The 22287-nt window shown below is 70.0% G+C and carries 18 protein-coding genes; 12 read left to right on the forward strand and 6 right to left on the reverse strand.

The features are described 5' to 3' along the window. Positions 1 to 17: 17 nt before the first annotated feature. The 4 genes from ACOACQ_RS05285 to ACOACQ_RS05300 are packed head-to-tail and all read right to left on the reverse strand — an operon-like array spanning position 18 to position 3302. Positions 18 to 377: a hypothetical protein gene (locus tag ACOACQ_RS05285; RefSeq protein WP_378599249.1), complete on the reverse strand. Its 360-nt coding sequence runs from the start codon at positions 375 to 377 to the stop codon at positions 18 to 20. 53 nt (positions 378 to 430) lie between these two features. Further along, the gene (locus ACOACQ_RS05290) at positions 431 to 1300 is read right to left on the reverse strand and encodes a M15 family metallopeptidase (RefSeq protein ID WP_378599246.1); all 870 of its coding nucleotides are present in this window, start codon (positions 1298 to 1300) and stop codon (positions 431 to 433) included. Continuing rightward, complete coding sequence (locus ACOACQ_RS05295) at positions 1297 to 1956, reverse strand: LuxR C-terminal-related transcriptional regulator (RefSeq protein ID WP_378599243.1); 660 nt, start codon at positions 1954 to 1956, stop codon at positions 1297 to 1299. Before ACOACQ_RS05295 ends, ACOACQ_RS05290 begins: the two co-directional genes overlap by 4 nt. Continuing rightward, positions 1953 to 3302: a PspC domain-containing protein gene (locus tag ACOACQ_RS05300; RefSeq protein WP_420287767.1), complete on the reverse strand. Its 1350-nt coding sequence runs from the start codon at positions 3300 to 3302 to the stop codon at positions 1953 to 1955. Before ACOACQ_RS05300 ends, ACOACQ_RS05295 begins: the two co-directional genes overlap by 4 nt. Before the next feature lie 144 nt (positions 3303 to 3446). Between ACOACQ_RS05300 and ACOACQ_RS05305 the strand changes: the two genes are divergently transcribed. The 4 genes from ACOACQ_RS05305 to ACOACQ_RS05320 are packed head-to-tail and all read left to right on the forward strand — an operon-like array spanning position 3447 to position 6630. Next, positions 3447 to 4601: a PspC domain-containing protein gene (locus ACOACQ_RS05305; protein ID WP_420287768.1), complete on the forward strand. Its 1155-nt coding sequence runs from the start codon at positions 3447 to 3449 to the stop codon at positions 4599 to 4601. Next, positions 4598 to 5029, forward strand: a complete 432-nt coding sequence (locus ACOACQ_RS05310; RefSeq protein ID WP_378599234.1) for a hypothetical protein — start codon at positions 4598 to 4600, stop codon at positions 5027 to 5029. Before ACOACQ_RS05305 ends, ACOACQ_RS05310 begins: the two co-directional genes overlap by 4 nt. A gap of 48 nt (positions 5030 to 5077) precedes the next feature. Beyond that, positions 5078 to 5629 carry a SigE family RNA polymerase sigma factor gene (locus ACOACQ_RS05315; protein ID WP_420287769.1) on the forward strand — a complete coding sequence of 184 codons (552 nt, stop codon included), beginning with the start codon at positions 5078 to 5080 and terminating at the stop codon, positions 5627 to 5629. After that, positions 5629 to 6630, forward strand: a complete 1002-nt coding sequence (locus ACOACQ_RS05320; protein ID WP_420287770.1) for a hypothetical protein — start codon at positions 5629 to 5631, stop codon at positions 6628 to 6630. Before ACOACQ_RS05315 ends, ACOACQ_RS05320 begins: the two co-directional genes overlap by 1 nt. A gap of 1 nt (position 6631) precedes the next feature. On the opposite strand, the gene npdG is transcribed toward ACOACQ_RS05320, so the two are convergent. Further along, positions 6632 to 7348, reverse strand: a complete 717-nt coding sequence (gene npdG, locus ACOACQ_RS05325) for an NADPH-dependent F420 reductase (RefSeq protein WP_420287771.1) — start codon at positions 7346 to 7348, stop codon at positions 6632 to 6634. A 95-nt stretch (positions 7349 to 7443) separates the two neighbouring features. On the opposite strand from npdG, the gene ACOACQ_RS05330 reads away from it, so the two are divergent. The 5 genes from ACOACQ_RS05330 to ACOACQ_RS05350 all read left to right on the forward strand — a co-directional run bounded on the left by ACOACQ_RS05330 (position 7444) and on the right by ACOACQ_RS05350 (position 16163). Then, on the forward strand, positions 7444 to 8481 hold the full coding sequence (locus ACOACQ_RS05330) for an LLM class F420-dependent oxidoreductase (protein ID WP_378599221.1): 1038 nt from the start codon (positions 7444 to 7446) through the stop codon (positions 8479 to 8481). Further along, positions 8481 to 9629, forward strand: coding sequence for an acyl-CoA dehydrogenase family protein (locus tag ACOACQ_RS05335; RefSeq protein WP_378599218.1), 1149 nt, complete (start codon positions 8481 to 8483; stop codon positions 9627 to 9629). The genes ACOACQ_RS05330 and ACOACQ_RS05335 overlap by 1 nt, the downstream gene beginning before the upstream one ends. 169 nt (positions 9630 to 9798) lie before the next feature. Then, positions 9799 to 12174, forward strand: coding sequence for an MMPL family transporter (locus ACOACQ_RS05340; protein WP_420287772.1), 2376 nt, complete (start codon positions 9799 to 9801; stop codon positions 12172 to 12174). A gap of 430 nt (positions 12175 to 12604) precedes the next feature. Continuing rightward, on the forward strand, positions 12605 to 13549 hold the full coding sequence (locus ACOACQ_RS05345; protein ID WP_420287773.1) for a hypothetical protein: 945 nt from the start codon (positions 12605 to 12607) through the stop codon (positions 13547 to 13549). A 70-nt stretch (positions 13550 to 13619) separates the two neighbouring features. Continuing rightward, positions 13620 to 16163, forward strand: a complete 2544-nt coding sequence (locus ACOACQ_RS05350) for a bifunctional FO biosynthesis protein CofGH (protein WP_420287774.1) — start codon at positions 13620 to 13622, stop codon at positions 16161 to 16163. On the opposite strand, the gene ACOACQ_RS05355 is transcribed toward ACOACQ_RS05350, so the two are convergent. Then, the gene (locus ACOACQ_RS05355; RefSeq protein WP_420287775.1) at positions 16139 to 18778 is read right to left on the reverse strand and encodes an EAL domain-containing protein; all 2640 of its coding nucleotides are present in this window, start codon (positions 18776 to 18778) and stop codon (positions 16139 to 16141) included. The genes ACOACQ_RS05350 and ACOACQ_RS05355 overlap by 25 nt on opposite strands. Before the next feature lie 218 nt (positions 18779 to 18996). Between ACOACQ_RS05355 and ACOACQ_RS05360 the strand changes: the two genes are divergently transcribed. The 3 genes from ACOACQ_RS05360 to ACOACQ_RS05370 all read left to right on the forward strand — a co-directional run bounded on the left by ACOACQ_RS05360 (position 18997) and on the right by ACOACQ_RS05370 (position 22287). Beyond that, the gene (locus ACOACQ_RS05360) at positions 18997 to 20079 is read left to right on the forward strand and encodes a sugar ABC transporter substrate-binding protein (RefSeq protein ID WP_378596031.1); all 1083 of its coding nucleotides are present in this window, start codon (positions 18997 to 18999) and stop codon (positions 20077 to 20079) included. A gap of 106 nt (positions 20080 to 20185) precedes the next feature. Beyond that, a complete protein-coding gene (locus ACOACQ_RS05365) occupies positions 20186 to 20983 on the forward strand; it encodes an ATP-binding cassette domain-containing protein (protein ID WP_378596032.1) in 798 nt (265 codons plus the stop codon). 11 nt (positions 20984 to 20994) lie between these two features. Further along, a complete protein-coding gene (locus tag ACOACQ_RS05370; RefSeq protein ID WP_378596033.1) occupies positions 20995 to 22287 on the forward strand; it encodes a sugar ABC transporter permease in 1293 nt (430 codons plus the stop codon).

Consider the following 22287-nt stretch of genomic DNA (forward strand, 5'->3'; position numbering starts at 1 on the left):
GACGGAGCCGCGGTCGGTCAGGAGCTGTGCACCGGCGACCAGAGCACGGCGACGCCGACCTCGATGATCGCGAGCGCCAGGAGGCCGGCCCAGAGGCCGTTGGGGATCTTCTCCTTGCGCATGTTCGCCATCACGAGGACCAGCAGGACCAGGCCGATGAGGAGCTTGACGGCGACCTTGCCGTGGTTGACCGGGTCGTCGCCGCCCTCGAGGACGCCGACCAGCAGCAGTCCGGCGAGGAAGGCGGTGCCGACGCCGTCACGCATGACACCGGTGACCTTCTTGTCCCCCGGGCCGACCTGGGCGAGCAGTCCGCCGATCAGGGCCGAGAAGCCAAGGATATGGACGATCAACAGGATCAGGCGGACGGTCTCCATGCCCGAACTCTAGGGCAGCAAGCTGCCGCCGGCGCCTCCCGCCGCGCTGCCGGCTACCTGCCCGTCGCGGTGAAGTGCTGGTAGTCCTTCAGCGAGCTCCATGACCCGCCCCAGCTCCAGCCGATGCGCGCGAACTCGCGCACGACCAGGTCCCCGGAGTGGATGATCCCGGGCTGGCTGCGGGTCCGGTCGAGGTACGCCGACGCGCGCTCCGGCAGGACCAGGGCTCCCTTGGAGTACGGGTTGAGGAACGGGTTGACGTCGATCGCCAGGCCGTAGGCGTGCGCCGACCAGGTGGTCGTGCCCCGCGCTGCGCGACAGACGAGTGCGGCGGTGTTGTTGCCGTCGCCGGTGGGAGGCGCATCGAGGTCGGCGGTGGTCGGCAGGCGCATCTCCTCGATCGGGAAGTCGGCGGCGAAGAGCGCCCTGAACACCGATGTCACGCCCTCGGCCTCCCGGGCCGCGACCACCAGCTCACCGGTGTGCGCCTTGCCGTCGAAGCCGCGGAAGCTGACGTTGACGTAGCGAAGACCATCCAGGCCGACGGGGCAGGCGGAGGACCAGGTCTCCCCCATCCGGGTACGGATCGCCCGTGTCACCGGCCCGATCGACGAGTGGAACGCGTCATCGGTCGGGGCCGGGAGCAGGTCGGCAGTCGGGAAACGACGCACCCGCAGGGCCTTCGGTGTCGGCCTGATCTCGCCGAAGCCGTCGGCATCGACGGGTAGCACGTGGACGCCCAGCTCCCAGTCGGAGTACGACGGCCCGGGGTCGGGTGCGCTGGAGGGCGACGGCGCGGTGGGGGTCGGCGAGCCCGACGTGGGGGGTGTCGTCGACGGCTGCGGGGTCGGGTTCGTCGTACCACTGGAGCAGCCGGCCAGCGCCACCGCTGCGACGACGGCCACCACCGTGCCGCGGTTCACAGCAGCCTGCGGTCCGATGCCCAGCGGGTCAGCTCGTGGCGGGAGGAGAGCTGCAGCTTCCGCAGTACCGAGGACATGTGGGTCTCGACGGTCTTGATCGAGATGAAGAGCTCCTTGGCGACCTCCTTGTAGGAGTAGCCGCGCGCGATCAGCCGCATCACCTCGCGCTCCCGCTCGGTGAGCCGGTCGAGGTCCTCGTCGACGCTGGCGAGGTCCGCCGAGATGCCGGCGCCCGCGAAGGCGTCGAGGACGAAGCCCGCCAGTCGCGGGGAGAACACGGCGTCACCGTCGGCAACGCGCGCGATGGCGTCGACCAGCTCGGGGCCGGTGATCGTCTTGGTGACGTAGCCGCGGGCACCGCCCCGGATCGTGCCGATGACGTCCTCGGCCGCGTCGGAGACGGACAGCGCCAGGAACCGGACCTCGGAGTCGTTGACGCGGCGGATCACCTCGACGCCGCCGCCGCCGGGCAGGTGCACGTCCAGCAGTACGACGTCCGGCCGGTGTTCGAGCACGGCCGCCACCGCTTCGTCGACATCGGCGGCCTCGGCCACGACGTCGACGCGACCGGCGCCCGTGGAGCCGAGCTCGGCGCTGACGCCCCGGCGGAACATGGCGTGGTCATCGACGACGACCACGCGGACGGGCTGGCTCATGGGTCTCCCTGCTGGTTGTCCTGGTCTGCGGCCTGGGCTGCGGCCTGGTCGGACTTCGCGTCGGCCTTGTGGTCCAGGTGCAGCCGCACCTCGGTCCCCTCGCCGGGCGCAGACCTGATCTCCGCGCGTCCGCCGTGCCGCTCCATGCGGTCGATGATGCTCCGGCGCACGCCGAGGCGGTCCTCGGGGGTGGCGTCCGGGTCGAAGCCGACACCACGGTCGCGGACGAACACGTCGATGCCGCCGGGCGTGATCTCGGCATAGACGTCCACGCGCGGCACACCGGCGTGCTTGGCGGCGTTCGCGGTCGCCTCGCGCGCCGCCGCGACGATCGGGCGGGCCGCCTCGTCGTAGTCGCAGTCACCGACGGCGACCACGTCGACAGCGATGCCGTAGGCGTCCTCGATCTCGGCCGCCGCCGAGCGCAGCGCGCTGGCGACCGTGGCCTCGTCGAGCGACTCCCCGGTGAACAGCCAGGCCCGCAGGTCGCGTTCCTGCGCACGCGCGAGACGGGCCGCGTCGGCCGGGTTCTTCTGGATCAGGGCGAGGGTCTGGAGCACGGAGTCGTGGAGGTGCGCCGCCACGTCGGCCCGCTCCTGGGTCCGCACCCGCTCCTCGCGTTCGCCCGCGAGCTCGGCGATCAGCCGGTAGACGAAGGGGCCGAGCACGATCGCGATGCCGCCGATGCCGAGCAGGATCGCGATGGTCGCGTCGCGGGCCAGCGACAGGGACCCGTCGCGCACCGCGAAGAGGACCAGCGCGATGACGACCAGCGCGACCCCGGCCGCGATCCGCGCCCACGCCGCCCAGCCGCCGCCACCGAGCACCACGCGGATCGGGTCGACCTTGCCGGTCGCGTCGATGAAGCGCTCGCGTTGCGCCTCGTCGGCCTGGCGCCACAACAGGGCCACGCCCGCGACCGCGATGCCGAGCGGCCACACCCACCAGCCGTTGCCCAGCAGGGCACCCGTCGCGAAGATCGCGCCGATGCCCAGCGCGGACAGGGTGATGACCGGCCCGATGTCCGACAGCCGCCGGGCCCGGCCGGGGCGTCGCCCGTCGCGGGTGGCGCTCTCGAGTCCCGGGGCGAGCACCCACGGCGGCGGTCCGGGCGGGAGCATCACCCACAGGGCGGCGTACGCAGCGACACCGGAGCCGCCGGCGAGGGTCGCCACGACGAACGCCACGCGGACCCACAGCACCGGGACAGCGAGGTGGGCCGACAGGCCCGACGCCACGCCACCGAGGACCGGGTGGCGCAGGTCGCGCCACGCGCGCCGTACGTCGTGGCGCGACGGCAACGGGCCGGGCGCAGGCGGGCCGACAGTGGTCAGGGGCGTTGTCATGATGCATCCATCGTCACACAGCGCACCCCGCCGGAGCAGGGGGAACGACCCTGATCCGACCCTGATACCGACCCCTGCCCGATGCGGCAGGATCAGGGCAGTCCCCGATGGTGCGCAGGCGCCAGACACCGCAGGCTTGGAGCCATGAACTCACCGACCGACACCGAGCACGGACCCGGCCCCTCGGGCCAGGAGCCGGGTTCCACCGGACCCCGCGTGACCCGCGACGAGGTCCGCGACCTGGGCCGGATGCGCCGTAGCCGCACTGACCGGAAGATCTCCGGCGTGGCCGGCGGCATCGCCCACCACCTCGACATCGACCCCCTCCTGGTGCGGGTCGCGTTCGTGGTCCTCACGTTCTTCGGGGGCGGCGGCCTGATCCTGTACGGCGTCGCGTGGCTCCTGCTCCCCGACGAGCACGACGGCGACGCGGTGATCAACGTCGACGAGGGGATCCGGACGGCGGCGCTCATCATCGCGGGCGTCCTCACGATTGCCTCGATGGTCGGCGACACGTTCGGAGGACCCGAGTTCCCCTGGCCGGTGCTGGTCGTCGGCCTGGTGTTCCTGGTCATCTTCGGCGGCAAGCAGGCCAAGCAGTCCCGCACGTTCCCGCCGGTTCCCGGCCAGATGGCCGAACCGCCGACGTACCCGGGCTATCGGCCGGGTCCGCCCCCGCCGCCGCGGCTGGTCGATCCGAAGCGACGGGGCCCGCTGCTGTTCCCCTTCACGATCGCGCTCGCCGCGTTCGCCATCGGAGTCGTCGCCACCTTGCACCTGGCCGGCGTCGAGGTCGCGCCGTCGGCGTACCCCGTGACCGTGCTGGGCGTGGTCGGCGTGATGCTGCTGGTCGGTTCGTTCTACGGCCGCGCCGGCGGGCTGATCTTCATCGGCCTGATCGCGGCGCTCGCGACGGCGGTGACCTCGGTGGTCGACAACGTCGACGCGGGGCAGACCGTCAAGCGACCGGACACGGCAGCCGAGCTCAGGTCCAGCTACGACGTGGGTGCCGGCGAGATCATCATCGACCTCACCAGGATCAAGGATCTCGACGAGCTCAAGGACAGAAAGCTCGACCTCGAGGCCGGCCTCGGCCGCATCGAGGTGATCGTGCCCGACGACGGCCTGCGCGTGGTCGCCGACGCCAAGATGGAAGCCGGCGAGGCGATCCTCTTCGGCCACAAGTCCGAGAACGACGACAGGGCCATCTTCGGCGACTCCGACGAACCGACCCTCACGATCAACGCCGAGGTGTTCCTCGGCCAGATCGAGATCCACAGCGAGAAGGACGCAGCATGAGCACCGACGACGTCTTCGATCCGATCGAGCGGCCCCGCGAGGACCGCAAGCCCCCGGCCCGGCCGTCCGGTCGCCACGCCGTGAACACCGGACACCTGGTGATGGGCACCGCCTTCGTCGGACTGGTCATCGTGTGGGCGCTGCTCATCAGCGACACCGTCCAGCTGGACAACGCCCGCTGGATCCTGCCGCTGCCGTGGCTGGTTGCCGGTGCCCTCGGCCTGTTGGCCGCGGTGTTGCGCGGCCCCCGCCAGCACGAGACGCCCGCATGGGTCGAGCACGTCGGCAACTACGGCCACCTCGGCTCGCACCACGGCGGCGGTCCCGCCCACATGAGGGGCTGGCTGCACCGCTCGGCAGGCGACTCGGCAGGCGACTCGGCAGGCGACTCGCTGGACGACTCGGGCGACAAGGATCGCCAGGCCTGACAACCTTTGCTCACCTCCCGCCGCTTTGGACTGGTGAGAGGGGTGTTCATGGAGCGAACGGTGGTGGACGGGCCGATGCCGCAGGCAGGCGTGGACTCCGTGGGTGCGGACAGTCCCGACAGCACTGACGGTTTCGACGCGTTCGTCAGCGCCCGGGGCAGCGCGTTGTGGCGATCCGCGTGGTTGCTCACCGGCGACCACCAGCTGGCCGAGGACCTCGTGCAGACCGCGCTGGCGAAGTCGTGGCGCGCGTTCGACCGGGTCGGCATCGACGGGTTCGAGCCCTACGTGCGCCGGGTCATGTTCACGACGTACATCTCGTGGTGGCGGCGGAAGTGGCGTGGCGAACGGCCGACCGGCGACCTGCCCGAGGGGCCCGGGCACGCTCCCGACGCCGACGCCCGCAACGACCTGCTGGCCGCGCTCGAGGGCTTGCCGCGCGGACAACGCGCCGTCGTGGTCCTGCGCTACTTCGAGGACCTGTCCGAGGCCCAGGCCGCCGGCGTCCTCGGCATCAGCGTCGGCACCGTGAAGAGCCAGTGCTCCCGTGCACTGACCGCCCTGCGCACCTCTCCCCGCCTGCAACGAGAGGACTCCTGATGACCGAGTACGACGACCAGTGGCTGCGCGACGGACTCGCGGCCGCCGTACCCACTCCGCCGGAGGCGGCCGACCGGGCGCACCGCGCGACAGCGAAGGCGCGACGGGGTCGTCGCCTGCGGGCGGCCGGCGTGCTCGGCACTGCCGCCGTCGTGGTCGGCGGCGCCGTGATCTGGAGCGTCAACGGCGACGGTTCCGACCGGGCGAGTGACCCGGCCGAACCGCCGCCCGTCACCTGCCCTGCCGTCCCGGCCGCCGGCTTCCCCGACGGGGCCACCGGCAAGGTCGGCGAAGGTGTTCGGCCAGGTGCCGTCTCCGCGCGCCTCTGCCAGGGCGCGGGCACCGAGTTCGACGTACCGGACGACGCGCTGGTCACGGGCGTCGACGAGCTCACGGACACCGTCAACGGGCTCGACGCCTACCCGGCATCGGGACCGAACACCGCCTGCACCATGGACCTCGGGCCGGGCTACCAGATCGTGTTCGGCTACCCCGACGGTTCGACCGTCGTCGTCGCGGGCGAGCTCTACGGCTGCCACACCGTCACCGTCGGCGACGACGACTTCCGCAGCGATCCCGAGGCACTGTGGGCCCGCTACAGCGCGTTGCTCCGCCAGCAGCGCGACGCTTCCAAACCACCGGCGACCACCCCCGCCGCCGACCTCTCCTGCAATCCCCAGCCGTCGCCGGTGGGGCGTGCGGCCGACATCACCGAGGCGGTCTACTGCTCCGACGGTCCCGGACCGGCCATCCCCATCCCCGCAGCGGATCTCGCGGTGCTGGTGGCCGACATGCAGACGTCGGAACCAGCCGGCATCACGCCCGCCTGCTACACGCCCGGCCGGATCGTCGGGCAGACCTCGTGGGGCGACACGGTCCAGACGTCTGCGCTGTGCGGTGGCGACCGGTGGGCGATGGAGGACGACCTCGCCTGGAACGTCAGTACCGCCAGCAAGGCGATCCTCGATCGCCTCGCCGGCGAGTTCGCGCAGGCGCCGTAGGTCAGTGGGCGTCGAGTCCCGACACCCGGATGCCCGCGTGCACCTTGTACTTCCGGTTGATCGAGATGAGTACGGCGGTGAAGGGCTCGAGCACGCGAGCGAGCCGCAGCTTGCCGCCGTCGATGCCCTCGCGGCCCGTGACGGAAGCGGCGAGGTCGATGGCGACCTGCTTGCCCTCGACCGAGTCGCCGACCACGATGACGTCCTCGTCGAGGAAGTCGTCGTCGCTCCAGAGGCCGACCGCGGAGACGTTGTGGAACGCACCGACCACGGTCGCGTCGGGCGCGAGCTCCTGGGCTGACTCGGCAGCGGAGCCCTCGCCGCCCTTGACGACCTGACCGTGCGCGCCGCGCTTGTCGAAGGCCAGCGGGTTGACGCAGGAGATGACGGTCTTGCCCGCGAGCGCCCCGTCAGCAGCCAGCGACGCGACGAGGTCGTCGTGGCCGTCGTACGGAACGGCCAGCAGGACGACGTCGGCGGCCGCGATCGCGTCGGCGTTGCTGGCGCCACGAGCGGCACCGGCACCGGCCACGCCCTCGAGGCGCGAGGTCACCTCGGCCGCGGAGACCTCGGCCTTCTCGGCGGCGCGGGAGCCCAGCACGATGTCGTGACCGTGGCGTGCGAAGCGGTAGCCCAGGCCCTTGCCCTGGGGGCCGGTGCCACCGATGACGGCAACGGTGTAGCGAGGAATTTCACGGGCAGCAGCGTCAGTTGTCACGGGATCTACCTAACAGGGAAGCGGAGCGGGCGGCGACCGGCGTCCCGATGACGAGACCCTTGCGATCGTGACAGTAATACTGTCACAGTGGGCCCATGAAGCTTTCGATGCCACTCATCTATGCCGGAAATCCCCGTGAGTCCGCCGACCAGGTCGTCGCGCTCGAGAAGGCCGGACTGGACATGATCTGGGTGGCCGAGCCGTACGGTTTCGACGCCCCCACCCTGCTCGGCTACCTCGCCGCCAAGACCGAGACGGTCGAGATCGCCGCCGGCATCCTCAACGTCTACTCCCGCACCCCCGGCGCCCTGCTCCAGACCGCTGCCGGCCTCGACAACGTCTCCGGCGGCCGCGCCGTGCTCGGCCTCGGAGCCTCCGGCCCGCAGGTGATCGAGGGATTCCACGGCATCGCCTACGACCGCCCGTTGACGCGCACCCGCGAGGTCATCGAGGTGCTCCGGATGGGCCTGCGCGGCGAGCGCCTCGACTACCAGGGCAAGACCCTCCAGGTCCCCCTGCCCGAAGGCCAGGGCCTCGGCCTCGGCAAGCCGCTGAAGCTCCTCAACCGCCCCGAGCGCGCCGACCTCCCGATCTGGGTTGCCGCGCTCGGCGACAAGAACGTCGCAATGACCGCCGAGGTCGCCGACGGCTGGCTGCCGTTCCTCTACTTCCCCGAGAAGGCCCAGCAGGTGTGGGGCGATCCCCTGGCTCGCGGTGCCGCGAAGCGCTCCGCCGACCTCAAGCCGCTGGAGATCTGCGCCGGCGGCATGGTCGCGATCGGCGAAGGCCCCGAGACCAAGGCATTCCTCGACTTCATGCGCCCGTTGTATGCCCTGTACGTCGGCGGCATGGGTGCGCGCGACAAGAACTTCTACAACCAGCTCGCCTGCGAGTACGGCTTCGAGAAGGAGGCCAAGGAGATCCAGGACCTCTACCTCTCGGGCAAGAAGAAGGAGGCCGAAGCACTGGTCCCCCTCGAGTGGCTCGAGGCCGGCAACCTGGTCGGCCCGGCGTCGTACGTCAAGGAGCGGATCGCCGCGTTCAAGGAGTCGGGCGTGACCAACCTGTCCGTCTCCCCCGCCTCCGAGGACCCCGCCGCCACCATCGCGCAGATCAAGGAGTGGGTGTCCTGATGCCGGACCGCCCCACGATCTACGAGACCGAGCACGAGGACTTCCGCAAGACGGTCCGCACCTTCATGGAGCGCGAGGTGAAGCCGTTCCACGACCAGTGGGAGAAGGACGGCGTCGTCGACCGCGAGCTGTGGCGCAAGGCCGGCGCTGCCGGGCTGCTGGGCTTCGAGGTTCCAGAGGAGTACGACGGCCCGGGGATCAAGGACTTCCGCTACAACGCCGTCGTGGCGGAGGAGCAGGCCCGCGCCGGGGCGAGTGGTCCGGGCTTCTCGGTCCACACCGACATCATCGTTCCGTACCTCATCGCGATCGGGAACGACGAGCAGAAGAAGCGGTGGCTGCCCGGCACGGTGTCCGGCGACATCATCACGGCGATCGCCATGACCGAGCCCGGCGCGGGATCCGACTTGCAGGGCATCCGGACCACGGCCGTCGACAAGGGCGACCACTACGTCCTCAACGGCTCGAAGACGTTCATCAGCAACGGCATCCTGTCCGACCTCGTCATCGTGGTCGCCAAGACCGACCCTGACGCCGGTGCGCGCGGCATCAGCCTGCTGGTCGTCGAGCGCGGCGTGGAGGGCTTCCACCGCGGTGCGAACCTCGAGAAGCTCGGCCTGAAGGCGCAGGACACCGCCGAGCTCAGCTTCGACAACGTCGTCGTGCCCAAGGCGAACCTCCTCGGCGAGGAGGGCCAGGGCTTCATCTACCTGATGCAGAACCTGCCCCAGGAGCGGATCTCGATCGCCTGCATCGCGATCGCTGCGATCGAGCACGTCCTGGACCTCACCCTCGACTACGTGAAGACGCGCGAGGCGTTCGGCAAGCCGATCGGGAAGTTCCAGAACACCCGCTTCACACTGGCGGAAATGGCCACGGAGGCCTACATCGCGCGGGTGTTCGTCAACCACTGCATCGAGCAGCTGAACAAGGGCGAGGTCGACACGTCGCTCGCGTCGATGGCGAAGTGGTGGACCACGGAGCTGCAGAAGAAGATCGTCGACCAGGGCCTGCAGATGCACGGCGGCTACGGCTACATGCTGGAGTACCCCATCGCGAAGGCGTACGCCGACACGAGGATCCAGACGATCTACGGCGGCACCACCGAGATCCAGAAGGAGATCATCGGCCGGTTCCTCGGCCTCTAGATCCGCACCACCGCACGGCCCTCGAATGTCACATTCGGGGGCCGTTCGGTGTCTGGTGAGCGGCGGGACGGCAAAAGTTCCCGCCCGGCGATGATTCCGGGGTTCCCTCAGGGTCAGATAGGGAGAAATCCTGATGCCGTTGTCGGTCCTCACTGGAAGAGTTCTGCCCATGCACCGTCAGATCGCCGGAAAGCTGACCGGCCCCATCACCAAATGGATCGTTGCGGTCGTCGTCATCTTCGCGGCCCTCGCCCTCGCCCCCCTCAACGCCAAGCTGGTCGACGTCCAGAACAACGAGGCGTCCTCCTGGCTCCCCGCCTCAGCCGAGTCCACCAAGGTCCTCGAGGAGCTGTCCGACTCCGTCGACCCCAACGACATCCCGACCCTCGTCGTCTACCACCGCAAGGGTGGCCTGACCGACGCCGACCTCGCAGCGATGGACAAGCAGGCGGCGAAGATCGCGGCCGACGTCAAGGGCGTCACCGACGACAACGACGACGGCAAGGCCGACGTCCTGTCGCCCAACGTCGCCGAACAGCTCAACCTCCCCCAGCAGCTGCAGTCCACCGACGACGACGTCGCCTACCTGTACCTCGTGCTCAACTTCGGCGACGAGGGCTGGAACGCCATCCCGGACGCGGCCGACGAGATCCGTGACATCGCGAGGATCGACGGCGTGACCGTGCACCTGGCCGGCTTCGGCGGCCAGGCGGCCGACTCGGCCGAGTCGTTCGAAGGCATCGACACTGACCTGATCTTCCTGACGTTGCTCGCCGTCGTCATCATCCTCCTGCTCACCTACCGCAGCGCAGTCCTCTGGATCCTGCCGGTGCTCTGTGCCGTCTTCGCGAACTTCATCGCCACCGGCATCGTCTACCTCCTCGCGAGGTACGCCGACCTCACCGTGAACGGCCAGAGCCAGGCGATCCTGAGCATCCTGGTGATCGGCGCCGGCACCGACTACGCCCTGCTGCTCGTCGCTCGTTACCGCGAGGAGCTGCGCCGCCACGACAACCGTCACGAAGCGATGTCCTTCGCCCTGCACCGCGCGGCACCGGCCATCCTCGCCAGTGCGGCCACGGTCTGCATCGGCATGCTCTGCCTGGTCTTCGCCGAGCTGAACTCCACGGCCGGCCTCGGTCCGGTCGTCGCGGTCGGTATCGCTGCCACCTTCCTGGTGATGGTCACGCTGCTCCCCGCACTGTTGGTGATCTGCGGTCGTTGGGTCTTCGGCCCGACGAAGGAGAACCACCGCGCCTGGGTCAAGACCGGCGCCGGCATGCTCGTGGGCGGCATCGTCGTGTCTGCGCTCGGCGTCGTGCTGGGCAAGCAGGACGGCGACGCGGCCGGGACGATCGGCGGGCTGCTCTCCGGCCTCGGCGGATTCGCCGCCTTCATCGGCCTGCTCGTCCTCATCCAGGTCGGGATCGAGCACTGGACCGGCGTGCACAGCCGGCCCGACTTCGGCTCCGCCGAGCCGACGAGCTCCGGCCTGTGGGCGAAGGTGGGCAACGCCATCAAGCCGCGCCCCCGCACCGTCTGGGTGGTCACCACCGGGCTGCTCCTGGTCGCCTGCCTCGGCCTGTTCCGCCTGGACACCGGCGGCCTGTCGACCGAGGACACCTACACGAAGGAGTTCGACTCCATCAAGGGCCAGAAGCTGCTCGAGGAGCACGGCCTGCAGGACGCCTCCAACACGATCCAGGTCGTTGCCAACACCGACCGGATCGACGCGGTCGAGCAGTCGCTGAGCGGAATCGACGGACTGGGCGCTCCCGAGGCGGCCGTTCCGATCGCTGACGGTCGGTCGTACTTCGAGGCCACCATCTCCGCGGACATCTCGTCCCAGAAGGCGTTCGACATCGTCGAGGCCAGCCGGGATGCGGTGCATGCCGTCGACGGGGCCGATGCGATCGTCGGTGGAGGCTCGGGCTTCTACCTCGACACCAAGGTCGCAGCGAACCGCGACAACCTGGTGATCATCCCGCTGGTCCTCGTCGTGGTGTTCCTGATCCTCCTGGCACTGCTGCGGGCCGTGGTCGCTCCGGTGATCCTGATCGCCACCGTGGTGCTGTCGTTCGGAGCCGCGGTCGGCATCTCTGCGCTGCTGTTCGAGTACGTCTTCGGCTTCGCCGGATCCGATCCAGGATTCCCGTTGTTCGCGTTCGTGTTCCTGGTCGCCCTGGGCATCGACTACAACATCTTCCTGATGACCCGCGTCCGCGAGGAGACCGCGATCCACGGGACACGGTCCGGCTCGCTGATCGCCCTGTCCTCCACGGGCGGTGTGATCACCTCGGCCGGTCTCGTCCTCGCCGCAACGTTCCTGATCCTGGGTTCGCTGCCGCTGGTATTCCTTGCCGAGCTGGGCGTGGCCGTGGCACTGGGCGTCCTGCTCGACACGATGATCGTCCGGTCGGTGCTGGTCACGGCCATCAACCTCGACCTCGGCGGCAAGATCTGGTGGCCGAGCAACCTGGACCGGGGCGACGCACCGGCTGAGCCGCCGGCCACCGAACCGGACAAGGTCACAGCAGGCGTGTGACCCGCAGAGGTTTCGAGACGACCTCCGCTGCCTACGATGCTTCCGCGGGCCGAACGGGCGGCCCGCGGAAGCACAGGGAGTACGACGTGAGCGGCAACGGAACACCCGGCTGGCCCCGACCCCAGGGCCCGCCCCCGTCAGGCCCGCCACCTTCAGGCCCGCCACCGGCGGGACCTCCGCCCTACGCGCAGCCGCCCAACGCACAGCCGCCCTCCGCCCCGACCCAGTTCGGACAGCCGCCGTACGGCCCGCCCCGGGTGGCTACGGCGGCCCGCCGTCGTACGGCCGACCGCCGCGCAAGCGGCGCTGGCCACTGTTCCTCGGCCTCGGGCTCGCCCTGCTGCTGGTCGCCGGGGTCGCTGTCACCGGGTGGCTGTACTTCACCGGCCGGTTCGGCATCGGGCCGCTCAGCGCTTCCGACAAGGACGCCGTGTCGACCATCGTCGACGGTGTCGAGGTGCCGGAATGGGCCGACCGGGACCAGGTCGAGTGCGCCGTCGACGACCTGGTCCACGAGTCGCGCTCGGGTGAGCTCGAGGAGCGCGGCCTGATCGAGCCCGACTCCGGCGGCGGATGGATCTACACCGGCGAGTGGCAGGTGGCGGACGCGACGTCGTACTCCGAGAAGCTCCTGGACTGTTCCGACGACTGGGCAGACCAGATCGGCAAGACCTGGGAGCTCGACGACACCGACTGCCTCGACGACATCAGCACCGACACCGTGGGCGCCTACCTCGCACAGGAGTCGCTCACCCTGTCGGACGCGGACAGTGACGACAGCGCAGAGAAGGGCCACGCGAAGGCGATCGAGGAGCTCGACGCCTGCTACGTGGAGACGCCAGCCGTCCCGAAGGCCACGGCAAAGGCCGCCTATCGCGCGGTCGACTTCAACTTCGCCGAGCAGCCCGACGCGGCGAACGGCAAGGTCGTCATCAACACCGGCGGCCCCGGAAGCTGGACGCCGCTGAGCGGCACCAGTGTCGAGATCGACACCGAGCAAGGCGACAGCCAGGCCTGCGTGCAGGCGCAGGCGGTCGCGACCTATCCGTGGGGAACGACGTCGGAGTCGCAGGCCAGGTTCTGCGGGAAGTCACAACCCAAGCGGATCTGGTGGAAGCGGGCAAAGAAGTGCACCGCGGCCCCCGGATGTGTCGCCTGGGAACTGCACTACGAGGGCTTCAAGGACTTCGCCAGCATCACCGCGCGCTACACCAGCAACGGCGGCAACTGCCTGGCCGTCAGTGGATCCTGCTCCGACACCGTCACCGTCGTTCCGGGTGGCCGCGGCCGGCTGGTCACCTGGAGCTTCCCCCGGTCCTACGACGGCGCGTTCGTCGCGAAGGTCGGGAAGCTGAAGACGAGGATCAGGAACTGACGCCGCCCGCCCACCCAGTGAGTAGAACGAGTTCTAGTTTGGGTGTCCACCCGGTACCGTAGGACTCGCCATGACCGAAGGCCCCACCCCCCAACAGATCCGCCGAGCACTCGCACGTGCCGAGCGCGGAGCCGCACTCGACCTCAATGAGGCGACGGTGCTGCTGGCTGCCACGGGCGCGGACCTCGATCGGCTCGCCGCCGCCGCCGCGAAGGTGCGCGACGCCGGCCTGGTCGCCGCGGGCCGTCCGGGCGTGGTGACGTACTCCCCCAAGGTGTTCATCCCGATCACCAAGCTGTGTCGGGACCGGTGCCACTACTGCACCTTCGTCGAGACACCCGCCCAGGCCGCACGCGAGGGCCGGGCGCCGTACCTGTCTCCTGACGAGATCCTCGACATCGCCCGCCAGGGTGCCGAGCTCGGTTGCCTCGAGGCCCTGTTCACCCTGGGCGACCGGCCCGAGGACCGTTGGCCCGAGGCACAGGCGTGGCTCGACGAGCAGGGCTACGACTCGACGCTGGCCTACATCCGGGCGATGGCGATCCGGGTGCTGGAAGAGACCGGACTGCTGCCCCACCTCAACCCCGGCGTGATGTCGTGGGAGGAACTGAACCGCCTCAAGCCCGTCTCCCCCTCGATGGGGATGATGCTCGAGACCACCTCACGTCGACTGTTCGAGACCAGGGGCGAGGCCCACTACGGCTCCCCCGACAAGGACCCCGACGTCCGGTTGCGCGTCCTGGAGGACGCCGGCCGCCACGGCATCCCGTTCACCACCGGCCTGCTGGTCGGGATCGGCGAGACGCTGACGGAGCGGGCCGAGACGATCTTCGCTCTGCGCGCCACGATGCGCGCGTACGGCGCGGTGCAGGAAGTGATCGTCCAGAACTTCCGCGCCAAGCCCGACACCGCGATGCGGCACGTCGACGACCTCGACCTCGCGGAGTACCGCGCCGCGATCGCCGTCACCCGCCTCGTGCTGGGACCGAAGGCACGGATCCAGGCGCCCCCGAACCTGGTCGACCTCGAGGAGTGCCGTGCACTGCTCGACGCCGGTGTCGATGACTGGGGCGGCGTCTCGCCACTGACCCCGGACCACGTGAATCCCGAACGCCCCTGGCCCTCGCTCGAGCGGCTGCGCTCGATCACCGCCACGTGCGGCTTCGACCTCAAGGCCCGCCTCACCATCCACCCGGAGTACGTCGTGGGCTCACTCCAGGACGGCCAGGCCTGGCTCGACCCCCGCGTCGCCGGACACGTCGCCGCACTTGCCGGACCCGACGGCCTGGCCGTTCCCGGCATCAAGCCGACCGGCCTGCCGTGGCAGGAGCCCGACGGCGGCTTCGAGTCCGCCGGCCGTACGGACCTGCACGCGGCCGTCGACACCGAGGGCCGCACCGACGACCGGCGCAGCGACTTCGGCTCGGTCTACGGCGACTGGGCCTCGGTCCAGGAAGCTGCCGACGGGGTTTCGAGGCTCGCTGGCGCTCGCACCTCAACCACCGAGGGGCACGCAGCCCTGCGCGCTGCGGAGAAGGATCCGGGCAACCTGTCCGACGAGCACGCGCTGACCCTGATGACCGCCGAGGGCGACCTGCTCCGCGAGGTCATCGCGCTGGCCGACCACCTCCGCAAGGAGACGGTCGGTGACGAGGTCACCTACGTCGTCAACCGGAACATCAACTTCACCAACGTCTGTTACGTCGGCTGCCGCTTCTGCGCGTTCGCCCAGCGCAAGACCGACGCCGACGCCTACTCCCTGTCCTACGACGAGGTCGCCGACCGCGCCCAGGAGGCGTGGGACCTCGGCGCGACCGAGGTCTGCATGCAGGGCGGCATCGACCCCGAGCTGCCCGCGACGGCGTACTTCGACATCGCCGCTGCCGTGAAGCAGCGAGTGCCCGAGATGCACGTGCACGCGTTCTCGCCGATGGAGGTCGTCAACGGCACCGCCCGCACCGGCCTGTCGATCGAGGACTTCCTGATCAAGGCCCGCGAGTCCGGCCTCGGGTCGTTGCCCGGCACCGCCGCGGAGATCCTGGACGACGAGGTCCGCTGGGTGCTGACCAAGGGCAAGCTCCCGACCCGCACCTGGGTCGAGATCGTCTCGACCGCGCACCGCATCGGCCTGCCCACGACCTCGACGATGATGTACGGCCACGTCGACAACCCGCGGCACTGGGTCGGCCACCTCAACGTCCTCAAGGGCATCCAGGACACGGCGTTCGAGAACGGCGGGACCGGGTTCACCGAGTTCGTGCCGCTGCCGTTCGTGCACACCTCCGCACCGATCTACCTCGCCGGCGTCGCGCGTCCGGGTCCGACCCTGCGCGACAACCTCGCGGTCCACGCGATGGCCCGCATCCTGCTGCACGGCCGGATCCGCAACATCCAGACCTCCTGGGTCAAGCTCGGCGTCGACGGCACCCGCGCGATGCTCAACGCCGGCGCCAACGACCTCGGCGGCACCCTCATGGAGGAGACCATCTCCCGGATGGCCGGCTCCGAGCACGGCAGCGCGAAGACCGTCGCCGAACTCGTCGAGATCGGCGCGGGCATCGACCGGACCGTTCGCGAGCGGACGACCCTCTACGGAGTCCCGACCGTCCGGTGAGTGCGGCCGGACGCCCGCCCGGTCCGCTTCGCTTCGTACATCCGCTGGTCTGCACGGCGCATCAGCTCGGTGGCATCCGTGTCGTCGGCCACCAGCACCGCGCCCACGCTGACGCCGACCCGGACGTGGCCCGAGGACGGGTGGGCGTCGATCGCGCGCTGCACGACGCCGCGCAGCCGGGCCGCGAGCCCGGAGCACTGCGCCGGATGGTCCACGTGCACCACCAGCATGAACTCGTCACCGCCGATCCGGGTGACGCGGTCCTGTCGCGCAGTCCCCTCGATCAGCGACTGCGCCACCGCGCACAACAGGCTGTCGCCCACGGCATGTCCCAGCAGGTCGTTGACACCCTTGAAGCCGTCCAGGTCGAGCATGACCAGCGCGTACGTCGACCCGCCCGGCGCCAGGGCCGCCGCAAGCGCCTCGTCCAGGTCCAGCCGATTGCCGACTCCGGTCAGTGGGTCGACACGTCCCTCGGCGCGCAACCGGTCCTGCTCCTGGCGGTGCGGCGTCACGTCGACCAGCACGTGGAGGTACATCAGCTCTCCGCGAGGGCCTCCGACCTCCTGCGTTCGAACGTCGACCAGGCGCACGTCGCCCCTCGCATCGACGATCCGTGCGTGGAATCCGCCGCCCTCGATCTCCGGGTGGTCACGCGTCGGCAACCAGCGAGTGAGGTCCTGGCCGACGAGCAGCTCGAGCGGCACCGCCCACAGGGCACCCGCCGCGGGGTTGGCCAGGCGGACCTGGTCGGAGCTGTCGGTGATCACCAGCGGAGTGGGCGTGGCCGTCATGATCGACATCAACCAGTCGTTCGCGTCCCGCAGGTCGGACTTCAACCGACGCCGGCGCCGATCGGCCGCCAGCCACAGGAGCACCGCCACCAGCGCAGCACCGACGACCACGAGCAGGACGCCGGTGCTGAGCTCGCCGTCACGGGAGCCGAGCGCCGCCGCACCGGGTTGCTCGGCCAGCAGCCAGCCGCCGATCGCCGCCACCTCGTGCACTGCCCAGACGGTGTCGTCCCCCGGGTTGCTGGAGTCCTCGCGTCGTCCAGCGAGACGCGGGTCGCTCGTGGGCAGCCCGATCCGGTCATCGGGCGCCGCCAGGGTGGTGCCCCGGCCGTCGACCAACGTGACGCTGATGCCGTGGTGGTCCAGCACGTCATCGAGCTGCTCCTGCAGTGCCGTCAGCGTCATCGTCGCGACGACGTACCCGGAGATCCTCCCGTTGCCTGCCCGGACGGCGGCCGCCACGGCGAGCGCCCAGGGGCGACCCGGCGCCAGCAGCTGGAAGGCCTCGGACACGTACGCGCCCTCCGCATGGCGAGCGCCGACGTACCAGTCGCGGTAGGCGAAGTTGCGTCCCACCAGGCTCGGGTCCGGCTTGGGTGCGAGGTCGATCAGGTTGCCCGAGGCGTCATAGAGCGAAGAACTGAAGACACCCGTGGTGGCCGATCCCAGGGCGGCCAGCGAGGCACTGATGAGCCCGGGGTCCCGGTCACTCAGGGCGCGCCGCACCTCGTCGTTGCGGGCATACGCGGCGACCACGTCGCGCAGTCCTCCGAGCTGTACGTCGACCTGCCGGGCCGCCAGCGCATCGACCGCGGTCAGTCTCTGCTGCACGGAGACACCGAGGGACGCCTGGCTCGCCCGACGGTCAGCGGTGGCGATCACCGCGATGGCGATGAGGGCCACGCAGACCAGGGCCGCCAACGCAGTGGTCGCTGCCCGGTCCAGGGAGGCGAATCGACGGGACGGGCGTCGTACCGACACGTCCTGCAGGGTGACCGCAGCAACCGGATGGGCCAGCGCGCTCGAGGCGCCGCCCTCGACGGCCATCAGGGCCTCGAACGTGATCGCGTCCAGCGGCCGGCTCATCAAGAAGCCCTGCCCGAGCGCACAACCGAGGCGCCGCAGGGCCGCCACCTGCTCGGGCCGTTCGATTCCCTCGGCGACGACATGGACCCCCAGCGAGAGGCAGAACCTCAGCAGTGACTCAGCCATCCGCTCCTGCGGCCCACCGGTGCCGAGGAACTGCACGAAGGAGCGATCCACCTTGATGCCATCGACCCGGAAGCGCCGCAGGTAGTCGAAGCTCGCGTTCCCGGTGCCGAAGTCATCGAGCGTGATGTTGCAGCCCAGGTCGGCGAGGGTCGACAGGACCTGTTCGTGTCCGCGGCCGGTCCGGGACAGCAGGGTCTCGGTCAGCTCGACGATGACGGCGTCGAGGGGCAGGCCGGCGCGGGCCGCGACGCGCACGAACCGATCGGCCAGGTCTGGGTCGTCGAGATCGGCCGCGGACAGGTTGATGGCCAGGCAGAGCCGCGCTCCGCCGGGCTGGGCCCTCCAGCGCGCCACCTGCTGCGCGGCCATCGCGAAGACCATCGCATCGAGCCGGGTGACCAGCCCGGTCTGCTCGGCCACGCCGAGGAACGCGTCGGGTGCGTGGACCACGCCACTGGCCGGGTCCCTGATCCGCGCGAGCGCCTCGACGGCGACGATCTCGCCGGTCCGCAGGTCGTAGCAGGGCTGGTAGTGGACCTGGAGGTGGCCGTTGTCGAGGGCGTGCTCGACCTCGACAACGCTCATTCGTCGCGCGGCCGTGGTCGCCATGCTCTCCCCTCGCGGACGGATTCCGCCGGATCGGACACTCCAGCCATCGGCGAACGGAGCCCGGAACTGAGAAAGTCGGCATGTCGCAGGAAAAGAATGCCGTCGACCTCTGGACGTGACGTCGATCACTCCATATGTTGTTTGGAACAACATATGACTGGCACGTGCGCGCCGACCGACGACGCCATCGAGCCGGCATCGCTTAGGAGGCGGTTGATGTGAAGCGCACGCACTTCGCGGTAGTGGCTGCGGGACTCGGGCTCGCCCTCTCCCTCTCGGCCTGTGGATCGGACGACGGCACGGACTCGGCCGGCGACAAGGACGCCATCGAGGGCAAGATCGGCGTGATCCTCCCCGACACGGAGTCGTCGGTCCGCTGGGAGAGCGCCGACCGTCCCGCCCTCGAGACCGCCTTCAAGGCGGCCGGGGTCGAGTACAGCATCCAGAACGCCGAGGGCGACGCGGAGAAGATGGCCCAGATCGCCGACTCGATGATCGCCGACGGCGTCACCGTGCTGGCCATCGTCAACCTCGACTCCGCCTCGGGTGCGGCCATCCAGGAGAAGGCGAAGTCGCAGGGCGTCGCCACGATCGACTACGACCGGCTCACCCTCGAGGGCTCGGCCGAGTACTACGTCTCCTTCGACAACACCGTCGTCGGCGAGCTGCAGGGCCAGGGCCTGGCCGACTGCCTCGGCGACAAGGACGCCAACATCATCTACCTCAACGGCTCCCCGACGGACAACAACGCCACGCTGTTCTCAGCGGGCGCGCACAGCGTCCTGGACAAGATCACGTCCTACAAGAAGGTCGGCGAGCAGGCCGTTCCCGAGTGGGACAACGAGGAGGCTGCGGTGATCTTCCAGCAGCTCTACACCCAGGCCGACGGCAAGGTCGACGGCGTGCTGGCGGCCAACGACGGTCTCGGCGGCGCGGTCATCTCGATCCTCGAGGGCAACGGGCTCGCCGGCAAGGTGCCCGTGACCGGGCAGGACGCGACGGTCGAGGGCCTGCAGAACATCCTCGCCGGCACCCAGTGCATGACGGTCTACAAGTCGGCGACGCAGGAAGCCAATGCCCTCGCCGAGGCCGCGATCGCCCTGGCCAGCGGCAAGGACGCCGAGACCACCGGCACCACGAAGGACTCGGAGAGCGGCCGCGAGGTGCCCTCGATCCTGCTGGAGCCGAAGGCCATCACCAAGGACAACGTCGGCGACGTGATCGACGACGGCGGCCAGAAGCTCGCCGACGTCTGCACCGCCGACTTCGCCGACGCCTGCAAGGCCGCCGGCCTGTCCTGACCCCCCACCGGTCCCCGCGCCGGCACCCAGGTGCTGGCGCGGGGCCTCCCGGTCCGACAAAGTTCGTTGGACCGAACAACAATCTTCAGCCCAATGGAGGGCCGTGATGAGCAACGAGTACGCCGAACCCGGCCCGCAGCCCCTGCTGGAGCTGCGCGGTGTGAACAAGAGCTTCGGGGTGGTGCACGTCCTGCATGACGTCGACTTCGCGGTCTACCCCGGGCAGGTCACCGCACTCGTCGGAGACAACGGCGCCGGCAAGTCGACCCTGGTCAAGGTGATCGCGGGCATCTACGGCCGCGACAGCGGCGACTACCTCTTCGAGGGAACGCCCGTCCACGTCAGCAATCCCCGTGACGTCGCAGCCCTCGGGATCGAGGTCGTCTACCAGGACCTCGCACTGTGCGACAACCTCGACATCGTGCAGAACATGTTCCTCGGCCGGGAGACCCGCAAGGGCCTGGTCCTGGACGACATGTCGATGGAGGACCGCGCCCGCGAGACCCTCGCCTCGCTCTCCGTGCGCACCGTCAAGTCCGTGCGCCAGAGCGTGGCCAGCCTTTCCGGTGGTCAACGCCAGACAGTGGCGATCGCCAAGGCCGTGCTCTGGAACTCCCGGATCGTGCTCCTCGACGAGCCGACCGCTGCGCTCGGGGTCGCCCAGACCCGGCAGGTGCTCGACCTGGTCCGGCGCCTCGCCGACCGTGGCCTGGGCGTCGTGCTGATCTCGCACAACATGAACGACGTCTTCGAGGTGGCCGACCGGATCACGGCGCTCTACCTCGGGCGGGTCGCCGCCGACGTACCGACCTCGAGCGTGACGCACAACCAGGTCGTCGAACTGATCACCGCCGGACGCTCCGGCGATCTCGGCATTCGCGACGTCGCCGCGGCGACGATCTGAGGAGGAGTGCGATGAGCGCCCAGTCCACGACCCCTGCCCCCTACGCCCCCGGCCCCGGTCTCCCCGAGTCCGACTTCACCGGCGACGGCCGCAGCGCCGCCACCATCGGCGATGCCGCCCGCGACTACGTCAACCGCCTGCGCGGCGGCGACATGGGCTCCCTGCCCGCGCTGCTCGGGCTCGCCGTGCTGTTCACGGTGTTCGCGCTGTCGCACGACAAGTTCCTGACGACGTACAACCTGACCAACCTGGTCATCCAGTCCGCCTCCATCTGCGTCCTGGCCATGGGACTGGTCTTCGTCCTGCTGCTCGGCGAGATCGACCTGTCCGCCGGCGTCGCCGGCGGCGCCTCGGCGACCATCACCGCCCTGGTCATCCTCGACCACGGCTGGCCCTGGTGGGGCGCCGTACTGGCCGGCATCGCGGTGGGTGCCCTCATCGGACTCGCCATCGGTGTCCTGGTGTCCCTTCTCGGGATCCCGTCCTTCGTGGTCACCCTCGCGTTCTTCCTCGCCCTGCAGGCAGTCCCCCTGAAGCTGATCGGCTCGGGCGGCTCGCTCCGCTTCAACGACGAGGTGCTGCGGGGACTCTCGATCAAGAACGTGCCCGTCGGCGTGGGGTGGGTCGCGGCGGTGGTGCTCGTGCTCGGCTTCGCCGGCCTGACGCTCTGGCAGCACCGCTCCCGGGTGGCCAAGGGACTGGTGCACAAGCCGATGGCGCTGGTGGGCGTCCAGATCGTCGCCTTCGCCGTGGTGGTGCTCGGGCTCACCGCGCTCCTCAGCCAGAACCGCGCGGTCAACCCCGCCATCTTCAACATCAGCGGCATCCCCTGGGTCGCCCCCGTGGTCATTGCCCTGCTGCTCCTGTGGACCTTCGTGCTGACCCGCACCCGTTTCGGACGCCACCTGTACGCCGTCGGCGGCAACGCCGAGGCAGCGCGTCGCGCCGGCATCAACGTCACGCGGATGAAGATCGCTGCCTTCGTCATCTGCTCCGGCATGGCTGCGGTGTCCGGCATCCTCGCGGCGTCGTACACCGGCAAGGTCTCGCCGGGATCCGGCGGCGGCAACGAGCTGCTGTACGCCGTGGGCGCGGCCGTGATCGGTGGCACCAGCCTGTTCGGCGGTCGGGGTCGCGCCATCGACGCCGTCATCGGTGGCCTGGTGATCGCCACCATCCCCAACGGGCTCGGGCTGCTCGACCAGGCCAGCTACATCAACTTCATCGTGACCGGCGGCGTGCTGCTGCTGGCCGCGAGCGTGGACGCCGTCTCGCGCCGCCGTCGCTCGGCGACCGGGGTCTAG

The sequence above is a fragment of the Nocardioides sp. CPCC 206347 genome, assembly GCF_048654605.1.
GTDB lineage: Bacteria > Actinomycetota > Actinomycetes > Propionibacteriales > Nocardioidaceae > Nocardioides.